Origin of the sequence: Enterobacter sp. Bisph1 (genome assembly GCF_000814905.1) — a bacterium.
Classification (GTDB): Bacteria; Pseudomonadota; Gammaproteobacteria; order Enterobacterales; family Enterobacteriaceae; genus Kosakonia.
Genome location: NZ_JXAG01000036.1, coordinates 48,714 through 73,948 on the forward strand (window position 1 = coordinate 48,714; position 25,235 = coordinate 73,948).

Genomic DNA, 25,235 nt, shown 5'->3' on the forward strand with positions numbered 1-25,235 from the left:
ATGTCATTGATTGAAACCTTAAGTCACAAGATTACAACCACCGGTGCCTTGATCGTCTCATGTCAGCCGGTGCCGGGAAGCCCGCTCGACAAGCCGGATATTATCGCCGCGATGGCGCTGGCGGCAGAGCAGGCTGATGCGCTGGCGGTGCGCATTGAGGGCATCGCTAACCTCCGCGCTGCGCGTGCGCTGCTCTCAATTCCGCTTATCGGCATCGTTAAACGCGATCTGCCCGACTCACCGGTGCGCATTACCCCTTTTCTACAGGATGTCGACGATCTGGTGCAGGCGGGTGCGGATATTATTGCTTTCGATGGCACCGATCGCCTTCGTCCCGCCACCCGTGAAGCCATTGTGTCCCGGATCCATCATCACGGACGACTGGCGATGGCGGACTGTTCTTCACTGGAAGATGGCGTTTATTGTCAGCGCCTTGGGGCCGAATTTATTGGTTCGACGCTCTCCGGCTACCTGACGGCGCAGACGCCGAAGCAACCCGATCTGGCTCTGGTGCAGGCCCTCAACGAGGCGGGCTGTCGGGTGATTGCCGAAGGGCGCTATAACTCACCCGCGCTGGCGGCAGAAGCGATGCGTCATGGCGCATGGGCCGTCACGGTAGGCTCGGCCATTACCCGCCTTGAACATATCTGCCAGTGGTTTAATGAGGCTATGCGCGAGGTGCAAGATGACGACGCTGGCCATTGATATCGGTGGCACCAAGTTAGCGGCGGCGCAGGTTGCGGGGCAAACGATCATAGCTCGTCGTGAATGTCCAACCCCCGCCAGTCGAACACCGCGGGCGCTGCAGCAGGCATTGCAATCGCTGATTGCGCCGCTGATGGAAGAGGCTCAGCGGGTCGCAGTGGCGTCGACCGGCATTCTGAATAATGGCATCCTGACGGCGATTAACCCCGCCAATCTGGGCGGGCTGGCGCAGTTTCCGTTGGTCGGGTTTCTCTCTGAGATCACTCATCTGCCGGTAATGGCGATAAACGACGCGCAGGCCGCTGCCTGGGCAGAATTCTGCGCACTGCCCACCGCTGGCGATATGGTGTTTCTGACGGTTTCAACCGGCGTGGGCGGCGGCGTGGTGCTCAATGGCAAATTGCAGATGGGCAATGGCGGGCTGGCCGGGCATCTTGGTCACACGCTGGCCGATCCTGCCGGGCCCCTGTGTGGCTGCGGTCGAAGAGGCTGCGTTGAGGCCATCGCATCCGGGCGCGGCATTGCCGCTCAGGCGCGCGGCGAGCTGGCTGGACTGGATGCAAAAGCGATCTTCAGCCTTGCCGCACAAGGCGCGATACAGGCCCGCGAATTAGTGGCGCAGTCTGCCCAGACCCTGGCACGTCTTATCGCCGATGTTAAAGCCGTTACCGACTGTCAAAGCGTGGTGATTGGCGGCAGCGTTGGGCTGGCTGAAGGCTATTTAGCGCAGGTTGCGAACTTTCTCTCGCGCGAACCGCAGGTATATCAGGTGGCGCTGCGGGCAGCCCATTATCGCCATGATGCCGGGCTATTAGGTGCGGCGTTGTTAGCACAAGGAGACGTCTCATGATGTTGGCAGAGTTACAATCACTGGCGTCGTCAGGCCTGCCAGCAGCCCTGGTCAATGCGCTTAGTCTTGCCCTCGCGGCACGGCCAGAAGAACGAACACCGGGTCAGTATGCCTTGCAGGGTGAAGAAATCTTTATGAACGTGATGCAGTTTGCCACGCAAGAGCCGGAGCAGAAGAAGGCGGAGCTGCACGAGCAATTTATTGATATTCAACTGCTGTTAGCCGGAGAAGAGCGCATTCTGTTTGGCGTTGCGGGTTCCGCACGGGAGTGTGAGCAAATGCATTATGCCGAGGATTACCAGCTGTGCCGCGCTATTGAGGGCGAGCAATCCATCGTACTCAAACCCGGGATGCTGGCGGTATTTATGCCCGGAGAGCCGCATAAACCAGGTTGCGCGGTGGAATCGGCAGGGGAGATTAAAAAAGCGGTGGTAAAAGTTCGCGCCAGCTTGCTGAGAGCATAAAAAAAGCCGGAGGGTGTTGCCCATCCGGCTTTTTTCTTACACTTCGAGGTAGTTCAGAATACCGTCCGCCGCTTTACGGCCTTCGGCAATCGCCGTGACCACCAAATCGGAGCCGCGAACGATATCGCCGCCGGCAAAGATTTTTGGATTGCTGGTCTGGAAGGCATTGTCGCTGCCTTCCGGTGCGATAACGCGGCCCTGGGAATCGAGCTCAACGCTGTGTTTCGCCAGCCACTCCATGCTGTGGGGACGGAAGCCAAAGGCCATCACCACCGCATCCGCCGGCACTACATGTTCGGAACCGGCGACGATTTCCGCACGACGACGGCCTTTCGCATCCGGGGCACCCATTTCAGTACGTGCCATCTTCACGCCGCACACTTTGCCGTTGGCATTCACTTCAACGCCCAGCGGCTGCACATTGAACTGAAACTCCACGCCCTCTTCGCGCGCGTTTTTCACTTCGCGTTTCGAGCCCGGCATATTCTCTTCGTCACGGCGATAGGCACAGATAACGTGGGTCGCGCCCTGGCGAATGGAGGTGCGTACACAGTCCATCGCCGTATCGCCGCCGCCCAGCACCACCACACGCTTGCCTTCCATACTGATATACGGCTCATCCGGCGTTTCGCCGAAGCCCATAATCTGTTTGGTATTGGCAATCAGGAACGGCAGCGCGTCGAATACGCCCTGTGCGTCTTCATTTTCCAGCCCGCCGCGCATCGACTGATAGGTCCCGACGCCGAGGAATACGGCATCGTACTCTTTCAGCAGATCATCGATCTGTACGTCGCGGCCCACTTCGGTATTCAGTTTGAACTCAATCCCCATGCCGGTGAAGATTTCACGGCGACGCGTCATCACCTCTTTTTCCAGCTTGAAAGCCGGAATGCCAAAGGTGAGCAGGCCGCCAATTTCCGGATGGCGGTCAAAAACCACCGCTTTAACGCCGTTACGGGTCAGCACATCGGCACAGGCGAGGCCCGCCGGGCCAGCGCCAATAATTGCCACGCGCTTATTGGTCTGTTTAACGCCCGTCAGATCCGGGCGCCAGCCCATCTCAAACGCTTTATCATTGATATAGCGTTCGATATTGCCGATGGTCACCGCGCCAAACTCATCGTTCAGCGTACAGGAGCCTTCACACAGCCGGTCCTGTGGGCAAACGCGGCCGCACACTTCCGGCAGGGTATTGGTCTGGTGCGACAGTTCGGCCGCTTCAAAAATACGCCCTTCATTCGCCAGCTTCAGCCAGTTCGGGATGTAGTTATGTACCGGACATTTCCACTCACAGTAAGGGTTGCCGCAGGAGAGGCAGCGATCTGCCTGCGCTTTGGCCTGGCCTTCTGAAAACGGCTCATAGATTTCAACAAATTCAATTTTACGGATCTTCAGCGCTTTCTTCGGCGGATCAACACGCTGCAAGTCGATAAACTGGTATACGTTCTGACTCATTGCTACCCCTTACTGCGCCTGCACACGCAGCTCTGCTGCGCTACGACTACGGTGACCCAACAGTGCTTTCACATCGCTGGACTTCGGCTTAACCAGTGCGAATTTGCTTGAGAAGGCTGGCCAGTTCGCCAGAATCTCTTCGCCGCGCTGAGAACCGGTATGCTGCACATGCTCGGTAATCAAACCGCGCAGGTGCTCTTCATGGATCGCGAGGTCATCGACGCTCAGCACTTCCACCAGTTCCGGGTTGACGCGTTTACGGAATTCACCGTCTTCGTCCAGTACATAGGCGAAGCCGCCCGTCATCCCCGCGCCAAAGTTAACGCCGGTTTTGCCTAACACGCAGACAATCCCGCCGGTCATATATTCACACCCGTTGTCGCCAATGCCTTCCACCACGGTGATAGCACCGGAGTTACGCACCGCGAAACGCTCGCCCGCGCGGCCAGCGGCATATAAACGCCCACCGGTTGCGCCATACAGACAGGTATTGCCGATAATGCTCGCTTCATGGCTACGAAATGCGGAGCCCACCGGCGGACGCACCGCCAACAGACCGCCAGCCATCCCTTTACCCACATAGTCATTCGCATCGCCAGTGAGATATAGCTCCACGCCGCCCGCGTTCCACACGCCGAAGCTTTGGCCTGCGGTACCGCTGAAGTGGGCCTTGATCGGATCCGAGGCTAAGCCTTGATCGCCGTGCGCCTGAGCAATATAGCCAGAGAGCAGCGCGCCCACAGAACGGTCGGTGTTGCGGATATCAAACCAGAAGGTTTTGCTCTGCTTCGCATCAACATAGGGTTTAGCCTGTTGCAGCAGCTGCGCGTTCAGCACGCCATTATCAAACGGCGGGTTGTTTTCCGTGCAGTACAGCGCTTTACCCGGATGCGGCTCTGCCGTCTCCAGCAGTTTGGTTAAATCGAGTTTCTGCTGTTTGGCAGTAAACCCGTCCAGCTCTTTGAGCAGATCGGTACGGCCAATCAGATCCACCAGACGTTTCACGCCCAGTTGCGCCATCAGTTCACGGGTTTCGCGGGCAATAAATTCAAAGTAGTTAGTCACTTTGAACGGCAGGCCATGATAGTGATTTTTACGCAGCTTCTCATCCTGGGTGGCCACGCCGGTTGCGCAGTTGTTCAGATGGCAAATACGCAGATATTTACAGCCCAGCGCCACCATCGGGCCGGTACCGAAACCAAAGCTTTCCGCACCCAGGATCGCCGCTTTGATAATGTCCTGGCCGGTTTTCAGGCCGCCGTCCACCTGCAAACGGATTTTATGACGCAGACCGTTAGCCACCAGCGCCTGCTGGGTTTCCACCAGACCCAGCTCCCACGGACAACCGGCATATTTCACCGACGACAGCGGGCTGGCACCGGTACCGCCGTCATAACCGGCAATGGTGATCAGGTCCGCGTACGCTTTTGCCACACCGGTGGCGATAGTACCGACGCCCGGTTCGGAGACCAGCTTGACGGAGATCATCGCTTTCGGGTTGACCTGTTTCAGGTCAAAAATCAGCTGCGCCAGATCTTCGATAGAGTAAATATCATGATGCGGCGGCGGGGAGATCAGCGTTACGCCAGGGACGGAATAGCGCAGTCTGGCGATGTACGGTGTGACTTTATCGCCCGGCAACTGGCCGCCTTCGCCTGGTTTTGCTCCCTGCGCCACTTTAATCTGAATCACGTCGGCATTAACCAGATAGGCAGGCGTTACGCCGAAACGACCGGAGGCCACCTGTTTGATACGTGACACTTTATTGGTGCCATAGCGCGCCGGATCTTCGCCGCCTTCACCGGAGTTAGAGAAGCCGCCGAGGCTGTTCATCGCTTCGGCCAGCGCTTCGTGAGCTTCCGGGCTCAGCGCGCCGATTGACATCGCGGCGGTATCGAAGCGTTTAAACAACTCCGTTGCCGGTTCGACATCTTTAATATCGATCGCTTCGTTACCCGGGGTAATCGCCAGCAGATCGCGCAGCGTTGCCGCCGGGCGCTCATTCACCAGCTTCGCGTATTGCTGATAATCGCTGTATTCACCGCTCTGTACCGCCTGCTGCAACGTGCGCACCACATCCGGGTTGTAAGCGTGATATTCGCCGCCGTGGACATACTTCAGCAAGCCGCCTTGATCCAGCGGTTTACGCGCCAGCCAGGCACGTTTGGACAGATTCAGCAGATCCTGCTGGAAGTCAGCAAACCCGGCACCGCCAATACGGCTAACCACGCCCTGGAAGCACAGCCCGGAGACTTCGTCATGCAGACCAACGGCTTCAAACAGCTTAGAGCAGCGATAGGAGGCGATAGTCGAGATGCCCATTTTGGACATGATCTTATACAGCCCTTTATTGATGCCGTTACGGTAGTTCAGCATCACCGCGCGGTAATTCTTCTCGATAGCCTTGGTGTCTACCAGTTTCGCCAGCGTTTCATACGCCAGATAAGGGTAGATTGCCGTCGCGCCGAAGCCCAGCAGCACTGCGAAGTGATGCGGATCGCGGGCGCTTGCGGTTTCGACAATAATGTTGGCGTCGCAGCGCAGGCTCTTATCCACCAGCCGCGTCTGGATCGCGCCCACCGCCATCGGTGCCGGAACCGGCAGACGGTTTTTGGCGATGTTACGATCGGAAAGTACCAGCAGTACCGTGCCGTTACGTACCATCTGCTCGGCTTTGTCGCACAGCCCTTTAATGGTCTCTTCCAGCGTCGTTTCCGTGGTATCGAAAGTGATATCCAGCGTATCGGCGCGGTAGTGTTCCTCGGTCATCGTCGTGAGCTGTTTGAAATCGGAGTAGAGCAGAATCGGCGATTTAAAGCTTAAACGGTGCGCCTGGCCTTCCGCTTCGCAGAAGACGTTCATTTCACGACCGATGCTGGTGGCCAGCGACATCACATGGGCTTCACGCAGCGGATCGATGGGCGGGTTGGTCACCTGCGCAAACTGCTGGCGGAAGTAGTCATAAATAATACGCGGCTGGCTGGAGAGTACGGCGAAAGGCGTATCGTCGCCCATCGAACCGACGGCTTCCTGACCATTTTCGCCCAGCACACGAATCACTGAATCCAGCTCTTCGAAGCTGTAATTAAACTGTTTCTGGTAGCTCGACAGCAGATCGTCATCCATTTCGCGAGTGCCGACTTCTTCATCGGGCAGATCTTCGAACGGTACCAGACGGCGAACGTTTTTCTCCATCCACTCTTTGTAGGGATGGCGGCTTTTCAGATCGTCATCGGTTTCTGCGGAGTGCAAAATGCGCCCGCCTCGGGTATCGATAACCATCAATTCGCCGGGGCCAACGCGGCCTTTTTCGACCACTTCATCCGGCTGATAATCCCAGATGCCCACTTCAGAGGCGCAGGTGATCAGCTTGTCTTTAGTGATGACGTAGCGTGCCGGACGCAGACCGTTACGGTCGAGGTTACAGGCGGCGAAGCGGCCATCGGACATTACGATGCCCGCCGGGCCGTCCCACGGCTCCATATGCATGGAGTTAAAGTCAAAGAAGCTACGCAGATCCGGATCCATTTCTGGATTGTTCTGCCAGGCTGGCGGCACCAGCAAACGCATGGCGCGCACGATATCCATCCCGCCCGCCAGCAGCAGTTCCAGCATGTTATCCATGGAACTGGAGTCGGAGCCGGTTTCGTTGACGAACGGTGCGGCATCATGGAGATCGGGAATAAGCGGCGTCTGGAATTTATAAGTACGCGCGCGCGCCCATTGGCGGTTACCGGTAATGGTGTTGATCTCACCGTTGTGCGCCAGATAGCGGAACGGCTGCGCCAGCGGCCAGCGCGGTACGGTGTTAGTAGAAAAGCGCTGGTGGAACAGGCAAATGGCCGATTCCAGACGCAGGTCCGCCAGGTCCAGGTAGAAGCGCGGCAAATCCGCCGGCATACAGAGACCTTTATAGATGTTCACCAGATTAGAGAGGCTACAAACATAAAACTCTTTATCTTCCTGCAGGCGCTTTTCAATGCGGCGACGGGCGATAAACAGGCGACGCTCCATATCGCGCGGACGCCAGCCCGCAGGGGCGTTAACAAAAATTTGCTCAATACGAGGCAGCGAGGAGAGGGCGATTTCACCGAGTACCCCTTCGTTGGTTGGCACGTCGCGCCAGCCGACAATCGACAGGGTTTCACGTTGAAGTTCTTCTTCAACAATGCGGCGTGACGCGCTGGCTTTGTCAGGGTCCTGATTAAGGAATAGCATGCCAACGGCGTAGTTTTTTGCTAAGCGCCAGCCGCGCTCTTCCGCAACGATACGGAAGAAGCGATCGGGTTTTTGCAGCAGCAGACCGCAGCCATCGCCGGTTTTACCGTCGGCGAGGATCGCGCCGCGGTGCTGCATTCGGGCCAGTGCGTGAATAGCAGTACGCACTACCTTGTGGCTAGGTTCGCCTTCTATGTGGGCGATCAGGCCGAAACCACAGTTATCTCTCTCAAGAGATTTATCGTACAACATATCAGTGAACCTCCCCAGGCTCTACGAGAGCCCCTCCCGATCGTTACGCACAGGCGTAAAAAGAGCATGGCGACGGGGCAATTGCCTCGCATGTCGCCCTCTCTAATTTCCTTTTCGCATCGATTCACAAGTGTTGAGGACTTGCTTAAGAGGGAATCTCAATTACTGCATAAATATGATGAGCAGACTGCTCATCCAGAAAGCTTCCAGCGGATTCCCAACTTATCGGGAATCCGTACCCAGGTCAAATGCCGAGCTTATTTATACAAAAATGTGCTAAAACACGTTTATCCAATTGATAAATAATATTATTTAATGTTTTTTACATTCTATGAGCGTCGCGTTAAGCGGCAGTCAACTGTGATCTGACTCACTATCTAAAAGCACTGTTTCTGATGTTCTATTCTGAACAGGGATTTTATAGCAGTGTTTTATTCTGCTGCGACCGCTGGCTCTGCATCAACGCACTGTTTTTCAATAACGCCTGTATTTCTGCAAATTAACGCTGCGCCATAAGCAAAAGTAATTGCCCGGAAGGTGAATGAAATTGCGATTATATTGACTGATTATGCAATGGATAAAAGCCTTCCCGGGCGATTGATCCAGGTCATCGCCGATGAAAGCTAAAAGTGGCAGGCTACGCCCTTTCCTCAGGGCGGCCATTCAGATTATGCAGTTACAGAAATTAGTCAATATGTTTGGTGGGGATCTTGCGCGCCGCTATGGCGAAAAGGTTCATAAACTGACATTGCATGGCGGTTTTAGCTGCCCTAACCGCGATGGCACCATTGGCCGCGGCGGCTGCACCTTCTGCAATGTCGCCTCCTTCGCTGATGAAGCGCAGCAGCATCAATCCATTGCCGCACAGCTCGCCCATCAGGCGCAACGGGTGAACCGTGCCCGGCGTTATCTCGCTTATTTCCAGGCCTATACCAGTACCTGGGCGGAGGTGCAGGTGCTGCGCTCGATGTACCAGCAGGCGGTGAGCGAGGCCAATATTGTTGGGCTGTGTGTCGGCACGCGACCGGATTGCGTTCCGCCAGCGGTGCTGGATCTGCTCAGTGAATACCGCGAGCAGGGCTACGAAGTGTGGCTGGAGCTGGGGCTACAAACCGCCCACGATAAAACCCTGCATCGCATTAATCGCGGGCACGATTTCGCCTGTTACCAACAGACGGCACAGCAAGCCCGTCAACGCGGTCTGAAAGTGTGCACGCACCTGATTGTCGGCTTGCCCGGCGAGGAGCAAACCGCATGCCTTGAGACGATACAGCGCGTTGTAGAGTCTGGCGTTGACGGCATCAAGCTTCATCCGCTGCATATTGTTACCGGCAGTATTATGGCGAAGGCCTGGCAAGCGGGGCGGCTGAACGGCATCGAACTGGACCAGTACACCGTTATTGCCGGGGAGATGATCCGCCATACGCCGCCGGAAGTGATTTTTCATCGCGTATCCGCCAGCGCACGCCGCCCGACCCTGCTGGCACCGCTATGGTGTGAAAACCGCTGGACCGGCATGGTCGAGCTGGATCGCTATCTTTCAGCGCAGGGGGCGCAAGGTTCAGCCCTGGGACGCAGCTGGCAATTACCGCTCTGAAGAAACCGCTGAAAGGCTAATTATCCCAGCATTTTTCGCACAAGCTTCAACGCCTTGCTCAGAATTGAGTATTATTGAGCGGACTTGTTCGAGGAAACCTCTATGAAGCAAATCCGTTTACTGGCGCAATATTATGTCGACCTGATGATGAAGCTGGGCCTTGTGCGCTTCTCCTTACTGCTTGCGCTGGCGCTGGTGGTTCTGGCGATCGTAGTGCAGATGGCCGTTACCATGGTGTTACAAGGGCAGGTGGAGCGCATTGATGTGATCCGTTCCATCTTTTTTGGCCTGCTTATCACGCCCTGGGCGGTTTATTTTCTCTCGGTGGTGGTTGAACAGCTCGAAGAGTCGCGCCAGCGCTTGTCGCGTCTGGTGGAAAAACTGGAAGAGATGCGCGAGCGCGATCTGAAGCTTAACGTGAAGCTGAAAGATAATATTACGCAGCTTAACCAGGAGATTAGCGACCGTGAGAAAGCGGAAGCGGAGCGCCAGGCCACCTTTGAACAGTTAAAAATAGAGATGCAGGAGCGCGAGCAGACGCAAATCCAGCTCGAACAACAATCCTCTTTTCTGCGCTCCTTCCTCGACGCCTCGCCGGATCTGGTGTTTTACCGTAACGAAGATAAAGAGTTCTCCGGCTGTAACCGGGCAATGGAGCTGCTGACCGGTAAGAGCGAGAAGCAGCTTATCCATCTCAAGCCTCAGGATGTCTATTCGCCGGAGGCGGCGGAGAAAGTGAACGAGACCGATGAAAAGGTCTTTCGCCACAACGTTTCGTTGACCTACGAACAGTGGCTCGATTACCCGGACGGGCGCAAAGCCTGTTTTGAAATCCGCAAAGTGCCCTATTACGATCGCGTCGGTAAACGCCACGGGCTGATGGGCTTTGGCCGCGATATCACCGAGCGCAAACGCTATCAGGATGCGCTGGAGCGCGCCAGCCGGGATAAAACCACCTTTATCTCCACCATTAGCCATGAACTGCGTACGCCGCTAAACGGCATCGTTGGGCTGAGCCGTATTCTGCTCGACACCGAGTTAACGGATGAGCAAGAAAAATACCTGAAAACCATCCACGTTTCTGCCGTCACTCTTGGCAATATCTTCAACGATATTATCGATATGGATAAGATGGAGCGGCGTAAAGTGCAGCTGGATAATCAGCCTGTCGACTTCACGGGCTTCCTGGCCGATCTGGAGAACCTTTCGGCGCTACAGGCGCACCAGAAAGGGCTGCGCTTTATCCTCGAACCGGCGCGGCCGCTGCCGCATCAGGTAATTACTGACGGTACGCGCCTGCGACAGATCTTGTGGAACCTTATCAGCAACGCCGTCAAATTTACCCGTGAAGGGCAGGTGGTGGTGCGCGTGCGTTACGGCAAAGACGAGATGCTCCACTTCGAAGTGCAGGATTCCGGCATCGGTATTCCTCGCGATGAACAGGACAAAATCTTCGCCATGTATTACCAGGTGAAAGATAGCCATGGCGGTAAACCGGCGACGGGTACCGGGATTGGCCTTGCGGTTTCACGCCGGCTGGCAAAAAACATGGGCGGCGATATTACGGTGAGCAGCGAACCCGGCGCGGGCTCGTTGTTTACGCTGACCATTCACGCGCCGGCGGTAGCGGAAGAGGTTGAAGACGCGTTTGAAGATGATGATATGCCGCTTCCGGCACTGCATGTGCTGTTGGTGGAAGATATCGAACTGAACGTTATTGTCGCCCGTTCGGTGCTGGAAAAACTGGGCAGCAGCGTCGATGTGGCCATGACCGGCACCGCCGCGCTGGAGATGTTTACGCCGGGAGAATATGACCTCGTGTTGCTGGATATTCAGTTGCCCGACATGACCGGGCTGGATATCTCGCGCGAGTTGACCACTCGCTACGCGCGTGAAGATCTCCCCCCGCTGGTGGCGTTGACCGCCAACGTGCTGAAAGACAAGCAGGAATATCTCGATGCGGGCATGGATGATGTATTAAGTAAACCGCTGGCGGTCCCGGCATTAACTGCCATGATTAAAAAGTTCTGGGATGCGAGTGAAGAGGAGGAGGAATCCGTGACAACCATCGACAACAGTAAAGCGCAAGCGCTGCTTGATACCGCCATGCTTGAGCAATATATCGATCTGGTCGGGCCGAAGCTGATCACCGATGGGCTTGAGGTATTTGAAAAGATGATGCCGGGCTATTTGAGCGTGCTCGAATCAAACCTGACCGCGCGCGATCAAAAAGGGATCGTGGAAGAGGGCCATAAAATCAAGGGCGCGGCAGGCTCTGTCGGGCTGCGCCATTTACAACAGTTGGGACAGCAGATTCAATCTCCCGACCTTCCTGCGTGGTGGGATAACGTCGGCGATTGGGTTGAAGAGATGAAGCAGGAGTGGCGTAACGATGTGGCGGTATTAAAAGCCTGGGTAGCGGACGCTGGAAAAAAATGACCCCGGATAAACCGGGGTGCGCGAATACTGCGCCAACACCAGGGAAACTGTGGCTGCGCCGTAATAATTGTTTTTTGCCAGGGCGTAGCTTCAAAAATTCGACCACACGCACATAAGATAGCAAATCTTAAAGAGATTGTTACATCAATCAGTGAAATGTGTGAAGCAAGACTCCCTTATCGAAATTTTTAATTATTGTCAGTAAGTTGCATAAAGGATGAGCAAAATGAAAAAAGTCGGGGTTATCTTAAGCGGCGCGGGCGTTTATGACGGAAGTGAAATTCATGAGGCGGTGATTACGCTATTAGCGATTGCCCGCCATGGCGCGCTGGCCGTTTGTTTTGCCCCTGACAAGCCGCAGAGCGATGTCATCAATCATCTAACGGGCGAGCCCCTCAACGAGCGCCGTAATGTGCTTTATGAGTCTGCCCGTATCGCCCGCGGCCATGTACAGCCGCTGGGGAGCGCATCAGCCAACGATCTGGATGCACTGATTGTGCCGGGTGGTTTTGGCGCAGCAAAAAACCTGAGTAATTTCGCCGACAAGGGCAGTGACTGTCACGTTGACGAAGAGTTGAAGAAACTGGTGCTGGAGATGCACCAGGCCGGTAAACCTCTCGGTTTTATGTGCATCGCACCGGCGATGTTGCCAAAAATTTTCGATTTCCCGCTGCGTCTGACTATCGGTACCGATATTGATACAGCCGACGTGCTGGAAGAGATGGGGGCGCAACATGTACCTTGTCCGGTCGACGATATCGTGATCGATGAAGAGCACAAAGTGGTGACCACGCCCGCGTATATGCTGGCTGAGGATATCGCTCAGGCGGCGACGGGGATTGAAAAGCTGGTGGCGCGCGTTATGGTGCTGGCTGAATGAGAAAAGGGTTTCGCGGCCCGCTGAAGGCCACGCTTAAGCGTATTTTCCTGCGCACGATTTTGGGGCTGGCAATTTTTTGGGGTGGCAGCATTGTGCTGTTCAGTTTTCTGCCGGTGCCATTTTCTGCGGTGATGGTGGAGCGCCAGCTTGGGGCGTGGTTGAGCGGTGACTTTAGCTATGTTGCGCACTCAGACTGGGTCAGCATGGATGATATCTCACCGTGGATGGCCCTTGCGGTGGTGGCAGCGGAAGATCAGCGTTTTCCCGATCACTGGGGGCTGGATGTCAGCGCCATTCAGAAAGCGCTTTCCCACAACGAACGCCATGAAAATCGGATTCGCGGTGCATCGACCCTTTCGCAGCAGACGGTAAAAAATCTACTGTTATGGGACGGTAAAAGCTGGCTGCGTAAAGGGCTGGAAGCCGGGTTGACGCTTGGGATGGAAACGGTATGGACCAAGCGGCGCATCCTGACGGTATATCTGAATATCGCGGAGTTTGGTGATGGGGTATTTGGTGTCGAAGAGGCTTCGCAGCGCTATTTTCATAAACCGGCGAGCCGTTTAACCATGTCGGAAGCGGCGCTGCTGGCGGCGGTGTTGCCAAACCCGATTCGTTTTCAGGCCGCCGCGCCGTCTGGCTATGTACGTAGCCGCCAGGCGTGGATCTCACGCCAGATGCGGCAACTCGGCGGGGAAGGGTTTTTAGAGCGCAACAACCTGCGCTGAGTTAATCTTCGTCAAACCCGGCGTTAAACAAGGCAATCACCGCGGCCAGCGCCTCTTCTTCCTGCGGGCCGCTGGCTTCTACTTCAATTTGCCGCCCTTTTGCCGAATCCAGCATTAGCAACGCAATCACGCTGCTGGCTTCTGCCTCGGTGCCTTCATCGTTGCGCAGCAGCACTTCCGCATCGAAGCCTTGTACCAGTTCAAACAGTTTCATCGCCGGGCGCGCATGCATTCCCAGCTTGTTGGTGATCTCAACGGTTTGTTTTACGGTCATGTTTTGCGTTTTTCCAGCGTACGGTGACGGGATTGAACATTTTTACCGCGCGAGCGGAAATAATCCGCTAACTGTTCGGCGACGTAAACGGAGCGGTGTTTACCCCCGGTACAACCAATCGCCACCGTCAGGTAACTACGGTTGTTGGTCTCCAGCATCGGCAGCCACAGCTCGAGGTAGCTGCGCGTCTGGTAGATAAAGTTGTGCACTTCCGTATGCCGGTCGAGGAACGCGGCAACGGGTTTGTCGAGGCCGGTCATCGGACGCAGTTTCGGATCCCAGTGCGGGTTCGGTAAGAAACGCACGTCAAACACGTAATCCGCATCGATAGGAATACCGTGTTTGAAACCAAAGGATTCGAAAACCATGGTCAGCTCGCGCTCACGCTTGCCGAGCAAACGCGTACGCAGCATTTCCGCCAGTTCATGCACGGACATTTCCGAGGTGTCGACAATCAGATCGGCGCGGGAGCGCAGCGGCTCCAGCAGATTGCTCTCTGCATCGATTGCGCTTTCAAGGGAGAGGTTTTTGCTGGACAGCGGATGCAGCCGACGCGTATCGCTATAGCGGCGAATCAGCGTGTTACGATCGGCATCGAGAAACAATAGCTGCGGAGAAAAACTATCCGGCAGATTGCTCATCGCCTGTTCAAAAATTTCCGGCGACTCCGGCATATTACGTACATCAATACTGACGGCGGCGGAGGTCTGGCGTTCGGCAAGTGTTTGCGCCAGCTCCGGCAATAGCACAACCGGCAGGTTGTCTACGCAGTAAAAACCCATATCCTCCAGGGCGCGCAGGGCGACGGATTTCCCTGAACCCGAACGACCACTGACGATCATCAGGACCATGAACCAGTTCTCCTCAGTCCGACTGATAAAAGGGCTTCCTTCCCGTTACGCATCGTCGCTTTCGCCTTCCGTCTGCGTGATGAGCTGATACAGCTCTTCATCACTTTGCGCGCTGCGCAGGCGCCGACAAATGGTCTTGTCCGCCAGACGCTTAGCGACCAGCGAGAGCGTATGCAGATGCGTTTTGGTTTGATCCGCCGGCACTAACAGTGCAAACAGCAGGTCGACAGGCTGATTATCGATAGCGTCGAAGGCAATGGGCGTTTCGAGCTGCACGAAAACGCCAACGGCGCGAAGCGTGTCTTCTTCAAGCTTGCCATGAGGAATAGCGATACCGTTACCAATGCCGGTACTGCCCATTTTCTCACGCGTAAGAATCGCTTCAAAGACGACTTGTGGCGGTAAGCCTAACTGTTTTGCCGCCAGTTCACTGATTATCTCCAGAGCGCGTTTTTTACTCTGGCAGTGAACGCCGCTACGGGTACATTCCTGGTTAAGGACATTGCTCAATTGAAGAGCGGAATCGTTATTCATCATAATTTCACCTAAGCGACGCCAGAGCCAGCACCCTACCGGGTTACGGGAGGGTGCAACGCGCCAGACGGACGCTCGGACAATTAGTGTTGTTTCAGTTTATCTTTATGCTTCGTGAGCTGCCGCGCCAGTTTATCAATCAAACTGTCGATAGCAGCATACATATCCTGCCCTTCCGCACTGGCATGCAGTTCACCACCATTAACATGGAGTGTCGCATCCGAGGTGTGAGTCACTTTCTCCACTTTTAACACAATATAGACCTGATTGATCCTGTCGAAATAGTGTTCAAGTTTGGCGAATTTCGTGGTCACAAATTCACGCAGAGCATCGGTGATCTCAACGTTTTGTCCTGTGATGTTCAGCTGCATAGTGTCTTCCTTATCGGTTGGGTCAAACCAGCTGTTTACGCTGATTAGACGGCGGAATGGATAAAGATTCTCGATACTTCGCAACGGTACGCCGTGCCACCATGATTCCCTGATCGGAAAGCAGGGTCGTCAGTTTACTGTCGCTCAGCGGTTTTGCAGGGTTTTCTGCGGCGATTAATTTCTTCACTAGCGCGCGGATAGCCGTAGAGGAGGCTTCGCCACCGCCTTCGGTATTCACATGGCTTGAAAAGAAATACTTTAGTTCAAAAATGCCGCGAGGACTGTGCAGGTACTTCTGGGTCGTAACACGAGAGATGGTCGACTCGTGCATCTCGACGGCCTGGGCGATATCGGCCAGCACCATCGGTTTCATAAATTCTTCGCCTTGCTCAAAGAAAGCCTGCTGCTGTTCAACGATGCAGCGGCTTACGCGCAATAGTGTGTCGTTGCGGCTCTCCAGACTTTTGATCAACCACTTCGCTTCTTGCAAATTGCTGCGGATAAACTGGCTGTCGGCATCATTACGCGCGCCGCCGCCCATTGCGGCATAATGCTGGTTGATTTGCAGACGTGGAATGCTGTCGGAGTTCAGCTCGACCATCCAGTGACCGTTGTGCTTGCGCACCAGCACATCCGGAATCACATATTCTGGTTCGCTGGTCTGTATCGACTGGCCAGGACGCGGATCCAACGACTGGATCAGATTCACCGCCTCTTTCAGCACCTCTTCTTTCAGGCGCGTTACGCGCATCAGGGTACGGAAATCATGATTGGCGAGCAGATCGAGATGTTCGCGAATGATAAGCCTGGCTTCTTCGCACCATGGCGTATCTTTGACAAACTGCGAGAGCTGGATCAGCAGGCAATCGCGCAGATCGCGCGCGGCGACGCCAACGGGATCAAAACGCTGAATGCGTTTTAGCACCGCTTCGACCTCATCAAGCCCGACCTCATCGTTGCCCATGCTCTCCAGCACCTCTTCCAGCGAAACGGTAAGATAACCGGTTTCGTCAACGGCATCGACAATAGACGTTGCGATAGCACGGTCGGTGTCCGAGAAGGGCGTAAGCCCCACTTGCCACATCAGATAGTCCTGTAAAGACTGCGTGGTTTCGCCCTGGTAAACAGGCAGTTCATCATCGATATAATCGCTGCTGCTGCCGGAAGGAGTGCCTGCGGTATAGATTTCATCCCAGCTGGCATCCAGCGGCAGCTCATCCGGCATCTCTTTTTGTTCAAGCGCGTCAACGCTATCCAGACCGTCATTTTCCTCAGACGGCTGGCTTTCGACTTCTTCGTGAAGATCGGTTTGTTCCAGCAGCGGGTTACTATCCAGCGCCTGCTGAAGTTCCTGCTGCAGTTCCAACGTGGACAACTGCAGCAGACGGATGGCCTGTTGCAGTTGTGGCGTCATGGCTAGCTGTTGGCTGAGCCGTAGTTGCAAACCTTGCTTCATATTCAGAGCAGCACTCTCCGACAAAAAACGTCAATAAACCCTACCCTATCAGAGTCTGAAGTCTTCCCCAAGATACACGCGCTTAACCTGTTCGTCCTCAAGGATTTGCTGCGGGGTGCCATGGGCAATCAGATGCCCCTGGCTAACAATGTAAGCGCGCTCGCACACCGCCAGGGTTTCACGGACGTTATGGTCAGTAATCAACACGCCTAACCCGCTGTCACGCAGGTGTTCAATGATACGTTTAATATCGATAACGGAAATCGGGTCAACGCCCGCAAAGGGTTCATCAAGCAGAATGAATTTTGGATTTGCCGCCAGCGCTCGGGCAATTTCCACGCGGCGACGTTCACCGCCGGAGAGAGATTGACCCATATTGTCGCGCAGATGTTCGATATGGAACTCTTCCATCAGCTCAATGGCGCGATCTTCACGCTGCTCCGGCGTAAGATCGTCACGGATTTGCAGCACCGCCATCAGGTTGTCATAGACGCTGAGGCGGCGGAAAATCGAGGCTTCCTGCGGCAGATAACCAATCCCGCGGCGCGCGCGCGCATGCAGGGGCAGCAGGCTGATATCTTCATCATCAATAATAATATTGCCAGCGTCACGAGAGACAATGCCGACAACCATATAGAAAGTGGTGGTTTTCCCTGCGCCGTTAGGACCAAGCAGCCCGACGATTTCGCCAGAGTTGACGGTCAGACTAACATCCTCAACGACGCGGCGGCCTTTATAAGCCTTGGCGAGATTCTTTGCGGTTAATGTTGCCATAACGGATTAATTACTCTTTTTTGGCGCCGGAGCCGGGGTTTGTTTGTTGTTTTTATCCTGCAACTGCGAAGGCACCAGCACGGTGGTGACGCGTTTGCCTTTATCGCTGAATGCCTGCATTTTTTGCTCTTTCACCAGATAGGTAATTTTGTCACCGGTGATATTGCTATCCAGCTGTTCGAGATAGGCATTGCCGGTCAGCACAACGAAATCGTTTTCCAGTTCGTAATGCATCTTTGAGGAGTGGCCTTTAACGGGTTTGCCATTGTCCTGCATCTGGTAAAACGTGGCCGGATTGCCGTAACCGTCAATGATCTCTTTGCCCTGCTGGCCACCCGGGCGGGTGACCACGACTTTATCGGCATTGATTTTAATCGTTCCCTGGGTGACCACGACGTTGCCGGTGAAGGTCACGACGTTACCCTGCATATCCAGCGACTGTTGATCGGAGTCGATGTGGATTGGCTGATCCGTATCACCGGTCACGGCGAGTGCCGGAAGCGCGGCGGCCAAAAGCGTAGTGGCCAATACAAGATTAAGGCTGCGTTTGTTTGTTTTGAATTTCATAGGAGCTTCTAACCTTTTCAATCAGCTCGGCGTTTTTGCTGCGTAAATTGCCGCGCATTTTCAGGCCGGTGGAATTAAATGTTGTGCCGTATAACGTGACCTGATCGTCCGAGGCAACATCCTGTGTCACCAGGTTGATCCGGGCGTTATCCGTGGTGATTTTTCGCAGTTGGGCATCCGCCGTCAGTGCGTTGACTTCAACATGTCCATAGAGATAAAGCATTTTGTCATCGGTCAGCTTCGCTTTATCTGACTTTATCGACCAGGTGGGGATCTTATTCTCGTCGAAAGTTGTCAGTAGCGGCTGCGTGAACCAACTTACGCCTTCTGCAGAAAAGTACTCTACGTTCTGCGCAATCAATCGGTAGTTCAGTGCCCCTTCCGGGCTATAAACCACGGTATCCGTGTGTTGGCTTTTGTAAGTCGGATCGGCATTGTTGTTCGCCACCGGACCCGCGTTATCCTGAGAAGTGAGGTTGATACCTATCAATATCAAGGCGGCTAGCGCCAGTAAAATGATCGCCCAACGTCTGGTTTTACTCATAGCGATTGCCCTTTGGCCTCATCCAGCTTGCCCTGCGCCAGCAGCAACAAATCACAGACTTCACGCACCGCGCCTCGTCCGCCATCAATATGCGTAACGTAATCGACACGAGATAGCAGTAACGGGTGAGCATCTGCGACGGCGACGCTTAAACCGATTTCCGCCATCACTGGCCAGTCGATCAAATCATCACCAATATAAGCCACCTGATCCGGCGTGAGCGCAAGCTTTGCCAGTAACTCACGGTAAGCGAGCAGCTTATCCGACTGACCCTGATACAAATGCTTAATCTTCAGGGTCTCGCAGCGATCTTCCACTAGTTTAGCCTTTCGGCCGGTAATGATGGCAACTTCAATGTCGGAAGTGAGTGCACAGCGAATTCCATAGCCATCGCGTACGTTGAACGCCTTTAGCTCTTCGCCGTTGTTGCCCATATAGATGAGCCCATCGGAGAGCACGCCGTCCACGTCGAGAATCAACAGGCGTATTTTTTCCGCTTTTGCCATAACTTGCGTGCTTACCGGCCCATAACAGGTAGCAAGCGACGCGCCAGCATTACTCATTCTTATGTCCTTCTTTACACTACGCCAGCGCGCAGGAGATCATGCATATGTAACACACCGAGTAACTGGTCGCCATCAGCAACCAGTACGGAAGTAATGTGGCGGGATTGCATCAGATTAAGCGCATCCACCGCCAGCGTGTTGGGACGTACGCGCACGCCGCCGGGGGTCATCACATCGGCAATGCCCATCTGGCGGACATCGCCGCCCATATCAAACACGCGGCGCAGGTCACCGTCGGTGAAGATGCCTTCAATCTTCATCAGGTCGTCGCAGATCACCGTCATGCCCAGATTTTTACGCGTAATTTCCAGCAACGCATCGCGCAGGCTGGCCTCTTTGCTGACATGAGGGATCTCGTCGCCAGTGTGCATGATGTCATTTACGCGTAACAATAGTTTGCGTCCCAGTGCGCCGCCTGGGTGGGATAAGGCAAAATCTTCTGCGGTAAAACCGCGCGCTTTCAACAGCGCCACCGCCAGTGCATCACCCATCACCAGCGCGGCCGTGGTGCTGGAAGTGGGTGCCAGACCCAGCGGACACGCCTCTTTTGGAACCTTGACGCACAGATGAATATCGGCGGCGCGCGCCATAGTGCTTTCAGGACGGCTGGTCAGGCAAATAAGCGAGACTTTCAATCGTTTCAGCACCGGGATGAGCGCGAGGATTTCGTTGGATTCACCGGAGTTGGACAGGGCAATCACCACATCCTGCGGGCTGACCATGCCCAGATCGCCATGGGCCGCTTCGCCTGGATGAACGAAGAAAGAGGGGGTGCCGGTGCTGGCAAAGGTGGCCGCCATCTTTCTACCGATGTGACCCGATTTGCCCATGCCCATCACCACCACTTTCCCGGCGCAATAGAATATTTTTTCGCACGCCTGAGTGAAGTCATCATTGATGTACTGATCCAGCTCAGCGAGGCCTTCACGTTCAATCTCCAGGACATCTTTACCTGCTTGTTGAAAGTCAAAACCCGACTGCAACTCTATTTGCGACATAATGCGTATCCGATTATCCAGTCAAAAGCGGCGACAGCCAGTAGAGCAGCGCCAGCCACACGATAAATCCACCCAGTAACAGTGCGCCAATACCTTTGCTGATTTGCTTACGCCGCCAGCAAATAAGGGCGAAAAGGGCACTGACCAGCACCATCACACCATAATCGCGCGTAAAGGCGAGTGGGTTAAAATCCCCCGGCGCTATCAGCGCTGGCAAACCCAACACCAGCGCAATATTAAAGATGTTGGAACCGATGATATTACCAATGGCGATATCATCTTCACCCTTGCGCGCGCCTGCTATCGCCGTCGCCAGCTCGGGCAGGCCGGTGCCAATCGCAATCACCGTCAGGCCGATGGTGAGCTCGCTGATAGCAAAGTAATTGGCTACCACCGTTGCGTTATCCACCACCATGCGTGTCGACATCGGCATAATGATAAGCGCAATGCCCAGCCAGAGAAACGCCACAGAGAGGCTACCCTCACGGGGCAGTTCGGCCAACTGCTCACGGGTCAGGCTATCGTTACCCTGGCGTTCGGCCAGGCGGGCGATTTTAACAATGAACACCAGCCATAGCACGGCTAATAACAGTAAAAAAATGCCGTCAAAGCGGCTGAGCTGCCCATTGTACAGCACAACGCCCGCCAGTAGACTGGCCACTAAGGTTAGTGGCAATTCGCGACGCAGAATATCGGAATTCACGGTAAATGGGTGCAAAAGGGCGGCAGCCCCGAGAATCAGCAAAATATTGGTAATGTTTGAGCCGATTGCGGTGCCAATAGCCAGATCCAACTGGCCGTGCATCGACGCCGCAACGGAGGTGATTATCTCAGGCAGCGATGTGCCAATGCTCACCACGGTCATACCGATGAGTAACGGCGGCACGCCTAATGTTCGACAGAGAATCGAAGCAGCAAATACCAAACGATCGGCACTGTAGACCACCAAAAGTAAACCAATTATTAATAGCGCCGTCGCTAAAAGCATCTAACGTCCTTTCTTCAGGTATACTTCCGCCGGCCCGCAGGCTGCTATGCCGGGTAAAACCGGAAATTGGGCGTAGCGTAATGATTCCTAATTTTGACTTTATGCGGCTCAAAAGTAAAACAAATGCCTGCTTTCGCTAATCCCGGTAGGTAATATTCTGTAAAAATGTTCGGTTCGTGATGTTATCAAGCGTCATGCTTGTGGCCGACGAGGCTTATAAGGAAGAGAAGATGAGCCAGACTTTGGCGAATTTGGTCGATGTTCGTGGCGTCAGTTTCTCCCGCGGCAGCCGCCCAATTTTTGACAATATTTCACTAACGGTGCCACGCGGTAAAATTACCGCCATTATGGGGCCGTCCGGAATCGGTAAAACGACGCTGCTGCGTTTGATTGGTGGGCAGATCCCGCCCGATCGCGGTGAGATTTTATTCGATGGCGAAAACATACCGGCGATGAACCGTTCGCGTCTGTTTACCGTGCGCAAAAGAATGAGCATGCTGTTTCAGTCTGGCGCGTTGTTTACCGACCTGAACGTTTTTGACAATGTGGCCTATCCTCTGCGTGAACACACCTCTCTTCCTGAACCGTTGTTGCGCAGCACGGTGATGATGAAGCTGGAAGCGGTTGGGCTACGCGGCGCGGCGAATTTAATGCCGTCAGAGCTTTCAGGCGGTATGGCGCGGCGTGCGGCGCTGGCGCGCGCCATTGCCCTTGAGCCCGATCTCATTATGTTCGATGAGCCCTTTGTCGGACAGGATCCCATTACTATGGGCGTTCTGGTGAAGCTGATTTCTGAACTTAACAGCGCGCTCGGCGTCACCTGTATCGTTGTCTCCCACGATGTTCCGGAGGTGCTGAGCATTGCGGATTATGCCTATATTGTGGCCGACAGGAAAATTGTCGCGCACGGTAGCGCACAAGGGCTGCAGGAGAATTGCGATCCGCGCGTGCGTCAGTTCCTTGATGGTATTGCCGATGGTCCCGTTCCGTTCCGCTATCCTGCGGGCGATTATCAGTCCGACTTATTAGAATCAGGGAGTTAAGACGCACATGCTGTTAAATGCACTGGCATCCCTTGGGCATCGCGGTATCAAAACCATCGCGACGTTCGGACGCGCCGGTTTGATGCTCTTCAATGCGGTGGTGGGCAAGCCCGAATTCCGCAAACATACGCCGCTGCTGATTCGCCAGCTTTATAATGTTGGCGTGTTGTCGATGCTCATTATTATTGTTTCTGGCGTCTTTATTGGTATGGTGCTCGGCCTGCAGGGTTATCTGGTGCTGACCACCTACAGCGCGGAAACCAGCCTCGGTATGCTGGTAGCGCTGTCGCTGCTGCGCGAACTTGGGCCGGTTGTCGCCGCGCTGTTATTCGCCGGTCGCGCGGGCTCCGCACTGACCGCTGAAATTGGCTTAATGCGTGCCACCGAGCAGCTTTCCAGTCTTGAAATGATGGCGGTTGACCCACTGCGACGCGTTATTGCGCCGCGTTTTTGGGCCGGCGTCATCTCGCTGCCGCTGTTGACCATTATCTTTGTTGCCGTTGGTATTTGGGGCGGCTCGCTGGTGGGCGTTAACTGGAAAGGGATTGATAGCGGCTTTTTTTGGACTGCCATGCAAAATGCCGTCAACTGGCGGATGGATTTAGTTAACTGTCTGATTAAAAGCGTGGTGTTTGCTATCACGGTAACCTGGATTGCCTTGTTCAACGGCTACGATGCGATCCCGACTTCCGCCGGGATCAGCCGGGCGACAACACGCACCGTTGTGCACTCTTCGCTGGCCGTGCTTGGCCTTGATTTTGTGCTCACTGCACTGATGTTTGGGAATTGAGTTCATGCAAACGAAAAAAAGTGAAATTTGGGTCGGTATTTTCCTTCTGCTGGCGATGCTGGCAGCGCTCTTTATCTGCCTGAAAGCGGCGGATGTCGCCTCAATGCGTACTGAGCCGACTTATCGCATCTATGCCACCTTTGACAATATCGGCGGCCTGAAAGCGCGTTCGCCGGTGCGGATTGGCGGTGTGGTGATTGGCCGGGTTGCTGATATCTCTCTCGATCCGAAAACGTATCTGCCGCGTGTCGCGCTGGATATAGAAGAACGCTATAACCAGATCCCGGACACCAGTTCGCTGGCCATTCGCACTTCCGGGCTATTGGGTGAACAATTTTTGGCATTAAACGTTGGCTTTGACGATCCTGAGATGGGAACTTCTATGCTTAAAGAAGGGAGCACCATTCAGGACACGAAATCCGCCATGGTGCTTGAGGATCTTATCGGACAATTCCTTTACAACAGTAAAGGCAGCGACAATAAGAATTCAGGCGATGCGGCAAAGCACAACGAAGGAAATACTCAAGCCATACCGTCTGCTGACCAGACGAATTAATGAGGAGAAGTGACGCATGTTTAAACGTCTGTTAATGGTTGCCCTGTTGGTGATTGCGCCGTTGGGCGCCGCTGTAGCTGCAGACCAAAGTAACCCTTATGCCGCCATGAAAGACGCGGCTCAGAAAACCTTCGATCGGCTCAAAAATGAGCAGCCAAAAATCCACGCCAACCCGGATTATCTGCGTGATGTGGTAGATCAAGAACTGCTGCCCTACGTGCAGGTGAAATACGCCGGTGCGCTGGTGCTGGGACGCTATTATAAAGAAGCGACGCCTGCGCAGCGCGAAGCCTATTTCGCTGCGTTTCGTGAATACCTGAAACAGGCCTATGGCCAGGCGTTGGCCATGTATCACGGTCAGACTTACCAGATTGCCCCTGAGCAGCCGCTGGGTGATGCGACGATTGTGCCGATCCGCGTGACCATCGTCGATGCTAATGGCCGTCCGCCGGTACGCCTGGATTTTCAGTGGCGTAAAAACACGCAGAGCGGTAGCTGGCAGGCCTATGACATGATTGCCGAAGGTGTCAGCATGATCACCACGAAACAGAACGAGTGGAGCGATCTGTTGCGCACCAAAGGGATCGACGGTTTAACCGCCGAACTGCAAACTATCTCTCGGCAGAAAATTACCCTCGACGAGAAAAAGAAATGACAACCCGCTTAAGCTGGTCGCGCGACGGGGAACACCTGAAACTACTGGGTGAACTCGATCAGGATATTATCAATCCGCTTTGGAATGCACGCGTGGAGGCGATGAGCGGCGTGAGCTGTATTGACTTACACGACGTGACTCGCGTTGATACCGCTGGCATCGCGCTGTTGATTCACCTTATCGCGCAGGGAAAAAAGCAGGGCAACCAGGTTGTGCTTACGGGGGTGAGCGATAATGTGTCCACCCTTGCAGCACTCTATAATTTGCCGCAGGATCTCTTGCCGCACTAATTTTTTCAATGCGTTACTACTTAAAGCCCCGTCCTTAAAAATGATGGGGCTTTTTTGCTTGTTTAAGCCTGCGTGACTTTCCTCTAATATGTGTGACTGTTTTCACTATTAGATGATATTTACACCCATGGAAAATCATGAAATTCAGACGGTGCTGATGAACGCACTCTCTCTCCAGGAAGCCCACGTCACTGGCGATGGCAGTCACTTTCAGGTTGTCGCTGTGGGTGAGATTTTTGACGGTATGAGTCGGGTCAAAAAGCAACAGACCATTTATGCACCGCTGATGGAATACATCGCCGATAACCGCATTCATGCCCTGTCGATCAAAGCTTACACTCCGGCGGAGTGGGCACGGGATCGCAAACTCAACGGCTTTTGAGCGCAGGG

At 54.5% G+C, this 25,235-nt stretch carries 26 protein-coding genes; 13 read left to right on the plus strand and 13 right to left on the minus strand.

The features are described 5' to 3' along the window. Genes RW65_RS10940 through nanQ form a run of 3 tightly spaced genes read left to right on the plus strand, consistent with a single transcriptional unit; the run spans window position 1 to window position 2,019 of the window. Entirely contained in the window at window positions 1-705 is a 705-nt protein-coding gene (locus tag RW65_RS10940) for an N-acetylmannosamine-6-phosphate 2-epimerase (protein ID WP_039056772.1), read from the plus strand. Further along, window positions 686-1,555, plus strand: a complete 870-nt coding sequence (gene nanK / locus RW65_RS10945; RefSeq protein ID WP_039056773.1) for an N-acetylmannosamine kinase — start codon at window positions 686-688, stop codon at window positions 1,553-1,555. The genes RW65_RS10940 and nanK overlap by 20 nt, the downstream gene beginning before the upstream one ends. Continuing rightward, the gene (gene nanQ, locus RW65_RS10950) at window positions 1,552-2,019 is read left to right on the plus strand and encodes an N-acetylneuraminate anomerase (RefSeq protein ID WP_039056774.1); all 468 of its coding nucleotides are present in this window, start codon (window positions 1,552-1,554) and stop codon (window positions 2,017-2,019) included. Before nanK ends, nanQ begins: the two co-directional genes overlap by 4 nt. A gap of 36 nt (window positions 2,020-2,055) precedes the next feature. Here the strand turns inward: nanQ and RW65_RS10955 are convergent, their stop codons facing one another. Continuing rightward, window positions 2,056-3,474, minus strand: a complete 1,419-nt coding sequence (locus tag RW65_RS10955) for a glutamate synthase small subunit (protein WP_039056775.1) — start codon at window positions 3,472-3,474, stop codon at window positions 2,056-2,058. Between the two features lie 9 nt (window positions 3,475-3,483). Beyond that, complete coding sequence (gene gltB, locus RW65_RS10960) at window positions 3,484-7,944, minus strand: glutamate synthase large subunit (protein ID WP_072037746.1); 4,461 nt, start codon at window positions 7,942-7,944, stop codon at window positions 3,484-3,486. Window positions 7,945-8,614: 670 nt separating this feature from the next. Here gltB and mnmL point away from each other — a divergent pair. The 4 genes from mnmL (at window position 8,615) to mtgA (ending at window position 13,588) form a co-directional block, all read left to right on the plus strand. Further along, complete coding sequence (mnmL, locus tag RW65_RS10965; protein ID WP_039056777.1) at window positions 8,615-9,541, plus strand: tRNA modification radical SAM protein MnmL/YtqA; 927 nt, start codon at window positions 8,615-8,617, stop codon at window positions 9,539-9,541. 102 nt (window positions 9,542-9,643) lie between these two features. Continuing rightward, window positions 9,644-11,980, plus strand: coding sequence for an aerobic respiration two-component sensor histidine kinase ArcB (gene arcB / locus RW65_RS10970; protein ID WP_039056778.1), 2,337 nt, complete (start codon window positions 9,644-9,646; stop codon window positions 11,978-11,980). Window positions 11,981-12,206: 226 nt separating this feature from the next. Beyond that, complete coding sequence (gene elbB, locus RW65_RS10975) at window positions 12,207-12,860, plus strand: isoprenoid biosynthesis glyoxalase ElbB (RefSeq protein ID WP_039056779.1); 654 nt, start codon at window positions 12,207-12,209, stop codon at window positions 12,858-12,860. Continuing rightward, on the plus strand, window positions 12,857-13,588 hold the full coding sequence (mtgA, locus tag RW65_RS10980; RefSeq protein ID WP_039056780.1) for a monofunctional biosynthetic peptidoglycan transglycosylase: 732 nt from the start codon (window positions 12,857-12,859) through the stop codon (window positions 13,586-13,588). The genes elbB and mtgA overlap by 4 nt, the downstream gene beginning before the upstream one ends. Window position 13,589: 1 nt before the next feature. Here mtgA and npr read toward each other — a convergent pair whose 3' ends face one another. From npr to RW65_RS11035, 11 genes are all read right to left on the minus strand, one after another. After that, entirely contained in the window at window positions 13,590-13,862 is a 273-nt protein-coding gene (gene npr, locus RW65_RS10985; RefSeq protein ID WP_007369893.1) for a PTS phosphocarrier protein NPr, read from the minus strand. Next, on the minus strand, window positions 13,859-14,713 hold the full coding sequence (gene rapZ, locus RW65_RS10990; RefSeq protein WP_039056781.1) for an RNase adapter RapZ: 855 nt from the start codon (window positions 14,711-14,713) through the stop codon (window positions 13,859-13,861). Before rapZ ends, npr begins: the two co-directional genes overlap by 4 nt. A 45-nt stretch (window positions 14,714-14,758) precedes the next feature. Continuing rightward, a complete protein-coding gene (gene ptsN / locus RW65_RS10995; protein ID WP_039056782.1) occupies window positions 14,759-15,250 on the minus strand; it encodes a PTS IIA-like nitrogen regulatory protein PtsN in 492 nt (163 codons plus the stop codon). A gap of 80 nt (window positions 15,251-15,330) precedes the next feature. Beyond that, window positions 15,331-15,618 carry a ribosome hibernation promoting factor gene (gene hpf, locus RW65_RS11000; protein ID WP_039056783.1) on the minus strand — a complete coding sequence of 96 codons (288 nt, stop codon included), beginning with the start codon at window positions 15,616-15,618 and terminating at the stop codon, window positions 15,331-15,333. A gap of 22 nt (window positions 15,619-15,640) precedes the next feature. Beyond that, entirely contained in the window at window positions 15,641-17,074 is a 1,434-nt protein-coding gene (gene rpoN, locus RW65_RS11005; RefSeq protein ID WP_039056784.1) for an RNA polymerase factor sigma-54, read from the minus strand. A 48-nt stretch (window positions 17,075-17,122) separates the two neighbouring features. After that, entirely contained in the window at window positions 17,123-17,848 is a 726-nt protein-coding gene (gene lptB, locus RW65_RS11010; RefSeq protein WP_039056785.1) for an LPS export ABC transporter ATP-binding protein, read from the minus strand. Window positions 17,849-17,854: 6 nt separating this feature from the next. After that, window positions 17,855-18,415 carry a lipopolysaccharide ABC transporter substrate-binding protein LptA gene (lptA, locus tag RW65_RS11015; protein WP_039056786.1) on the minus strand — a complete coding sequence of 187 codons (561 nt, stop codon included), beginning with the start codon at window positions 18,413-18,415 and terminating at the stop codon, window positions 17,855-17,857. After that, window positions 18,384-18,959, minus strand: coding sequence for an LPS export ABC transporter periplasmic protein LptC (lptC, locus tag RW65_RS11020; RefSeq protein WP_039056787.1), 576 nt, complete (start codon window positions 18,957-18,959; stop codon window positions 18,384-18,386). The genes lptA and lptC overlap by 32 nt, the downstream gene beginning before the upstream one ends. After that, on the minus strand, window positions 18,956-19,522 hold the full coding sequence (gene kdsC / locus RW65_RS11025) for a 3-deoxy-manno-octulosonate-8-phosphatase KdsC (RefSeq protein WP_039056789.1): 567 nt from the start codon (window positions 19,520-19,522) through the stop codon (window positions 18,956-18,958). The genes lptC and kdsC overlap by 4 nt, the downstream gene beginning before the upstream one ends. A 14-nt stretch (window positions 19,523-19,536) precedes the next feature. Beyond that, entirely contained in the window at window positions 19,537-20,523 is a 987-nt protein-coding gene (kdsD, locus tag RW65_RS11030; protein WP_039056790.1) for an arabinose-5-phosphate isomerase KdsD, read from the minus strand. Window positions 20,524-20,536: 13 nt separating this feature from the next. Beyond that, window positions 20,537-21,511 carry a calcium/sodium antiporter gene (locus tag RW65_RS11035; RefSeq protein ID WP_039056791.1) on the minus strand — a complete coding sequence of 325 codons (975 nt, stop codon included), beginning with the start codon at window positions 21,509-21,511 and terminating at the stop codon, window positions 20,537-20,539. A 230-nt stretch (window positions 21,512-21,741) separates the two neighbouring features. On the opposite strand from RW65_RS11035, the gene mlaF reads away from it, so the two are divergent. From mlaF to ibaG, 6 genes are all read left to right on the plus strand, one after another. Beyond that, window positions 21,742-22,554, plus strand: coding sequence for a phospholipid ABC transporter ATP-binding protein MlaF (mlaF, locus tag RW65_RS11040; RefSeq protein ID WP_039056792.1), 813 nt, complete (start codon window positions 21,742-21,744; stop codon window positions 22,552-22,554). Window positions 22,555-22,561: 7 nt separating this feature from the next. Further along, window positions 22,562-23,344: a lipid asymmetry maintenance ABC transporter permease subunit MlaE gene (gene mlaE, locus RW65_RS11045; protein WP_039056793.1), complete on the plus strand. Its 783-nt coding sequence runs from the start codon at window positions 22,562-22,564 to the stop codon at window positions 23,342-23,344. A gap of 4 nt (window positions 23,345-23,348) precedes the next feature. After that, on the plus strand, window positions 23,349-23,900 hold the full coding sequence (mlaD, locus tag RW65_RS11050; protein WP_039056794.1) for an outer membrane lipid asymmetry maintenance protein MlaD: 552 nt from the start codon (window positions 23,349-23,351) through the stop codon (window positions 23,898-23,900). 16 nt (window positions 23,901-23,916) lie between these two features. Further along, the gene (mlaC, locus tag RW65_RS11055; RefSeq protein WP_039056795.1) at window positions 23,917-24,555 is read left to right on the plus strand and encodes a phospholipid-binding protein MlaC; all 639 of its coding nucleotides are present in this window, start codon (window positions 23,917-23,919) and stop codon (window positions 24,553-24,555) included. Continuing rightward, window positions 24,552-24,845 carry a lipid asymmetry maintenance protein MlaB gene (gene mlaB, locus RW65_RS11060; RefSeq protein ID WP_039056796.1) on the plus strand — a complete coding sequence of 98 codons (294 nt, stop codon included), beginning with the start codon at window positions 24,552-24,554 and terminating at the stop codon, window positions 24,843-24,845. Before mlaC ends, mlaB begins: the two co-directional genes overlap by 4 nt. 127 nt (window positions 24,846-24,972) lie before the next feature. Beyond that, complete coding sequence (ibaG, locus tag RW65_RS11065) at window positions 24,973-25,227, plus strand: BolA family iron metabolism protein IbaG (RefSeq protein WP_039056797.1); 255 nt, start codon at window positions 24,973-24,975, stop codon at window positions 25,225-25,227. Window positions 25,228-25,235 lie beyond the last annotated feature (8 nt).

Excerpts from the sequence above, each read along its gene's own strand:
- RW65_RS10940 (WP_039056772.1), top strand. The coding sequence starts at position 1 with ATGTCATTGATTGAAACCTTAAGTCACAAGATTACAACCACCGGTGCC.
- nanK (WP_039056773.1), top strand. The coding sequence starts at position 686 with ATGACGACGCTGGCCATTGATATCGGTGGCACCAAGTTAGCGGCGGCG.
- nanQ (WP_039056774.1), top strand. The coding sequence starts at position 1,552 with ATGATGTTGGCAGAGTTACAATCACTGGCGTCGTCAGGCCTGCCAGCA.
- RW65_RS10955 (WP_039056775.1), bottom strand. The coding sequence starts at position 3,474 with ATGAGTCAGAACGTATACCAGTTTATCGACTTGCAGCGTGTTGATCCG.
- gltB (WP_072037746.1), bottom strand. The coding sequence starts at position 7,944 with ATGTTGTACGATAAATCTCTTGAGAGAGATAACTGTGGTTTCGGCCTG.
- mnmL (WP_039056777.1), top strand. The coding sequence starts at position 8,615 with ATGCAGTTACAGAAATTAGTCAATATGTTTGGTGGGGATCTTGCGCGC.
- arcB (WP_039056778.1), top strand. The coding sequence starts at position 9,644 with ATGAAGCAAATCCGTTTACTGGCGCAATATTATGTCGACCTGATGATG.
- elbB (WP_039056779.1), top strand. The coding sequence starts at position 12,207 with ATGAAAAAAGTCGGGGTTATCTTAAGCGGCGCGGGCGTTTATGACGGA.
- mtgA (WP_039056780.1), top strand. The coding sequence starts at position 12,857 with ATGAGAAAAGGGTTTCGCGGCCCGCTGAAGGCCACGCTTAAGCGTATT.
- npr (WP_007369893.1), bottom strand. The coding sequence starts at position 13,862 with ATGACCGTAAAACAAACCGTTGAGATCACCAACAAGCTGGGAATGCAT.
- rapZ (WP_039056781.1), bottom strand. The coding sequence starts at position 14,713 with ATGGTCCTGATGATCGTCAGTGGTCGTTCGGGTTCAGGGAAATCCGTC.
- ptsN (WP_039056782.1), bottom strand. The coding sequence starts at position 15,250 with ATGATGAATAACGATTCCGCTCTTCAATTGAGCAATGTCCTTAACCAG.
- hpf (WP_039056783.1), bottom strand. The coding sequence starts at position 15,618 with ATGCAGCTGAACATCACAGGACAAAACGTTGAGATCACCGATGCTCTG.
- rpoN (WP_039056784.1), bottom strand. The coding sequence starts at position 17,074 with ATGAAGCAAGGTTTGCAACTACGGCTCAGCCAACAGCTAGCCATGACG.
- lptB (WP_039056785.1), bottom strand. The coding sequence starts at position 17,848 with ATGGCAACATTAACCGCAAAGAATCTCGCCAAGGCTTATAAAGGCCGC.
- lptA (WP_039056786.1), bottom strand. The coding sequence starts at position 18,415 with ATGAAATTCAAAACAAACAAACGCAGCCTTAATCTTGTATTGGCCACT.
- lptC (WP_039056787.1), bottom strand. The coding sequence starts at position 18,959 with ATGAGTAAAACCAGACGTTGGGCGATCATTTTACTGGCGCTAGCCGCC.
- kdsC (WP_039056789.1), bottom strand. The coding sequence starts at position 19,522 with ATGAGTAATGCTGGCGCGTCGCTTGCTACCTGTTATGGGCCGGTAAGC.
- kdsD (WP_039056790.1), bottom strand. The coding sequence starts at position 20,523 with ATGTCGCAAATAGAGTTGCAGTCGGGTTTTGACTTTCAACAAGCAGGT.
- RW65_RS11035 (WP_039056791.1), bottom strand. The coding sequence starts at position 21,511 with ATGCTTTTAGCGACGGCGCTATTAATAATTGGTTTACTTTTGGTGGTC.
- mlaF (WP_039056792.1), top strand. The coding sequence starts at position 21,742 with ATGAGCCAGACTTTGGCGAATTTGGTCGATGTTCGTGGCGTCAGTTTC.
- mlaE (WP_039056793.1), top strand. The coding sequence starts at position 22,562 with ATGCTGTTAAATGCACTGGCATCCCTTGGGCATCGCGGTATCAAAACC.
- mlaD (WP_039056794.1), top strand. The coding sequence starts at position 23,349 with ATGCAAACGAAAAAAAGTGAAATTTGGGTCGGTATTTTCCTTCTGCTG.
- mlaC (WP_039056795.1), top strand. The coding sequence starts at position 23,917 with ATGTTTAAACGTCTGTTAATGGTTGCCCTGTTGGTGATTGCGCCGTTG.
- mlaB (WP_039056796.1), top strand. The coding sequence starts at position 24,552 with ATGACAACCCGCTTAAGCTGGTCGCGCGACGGGGAACACCTGAAACTA.
- ibaG (WP_039056797.1), top strand. The coding sequence starts at position 24,973 with ATGGAAAATCATGAAATTCAGACGGTGCTGATGAACGCACTCTCTCTC.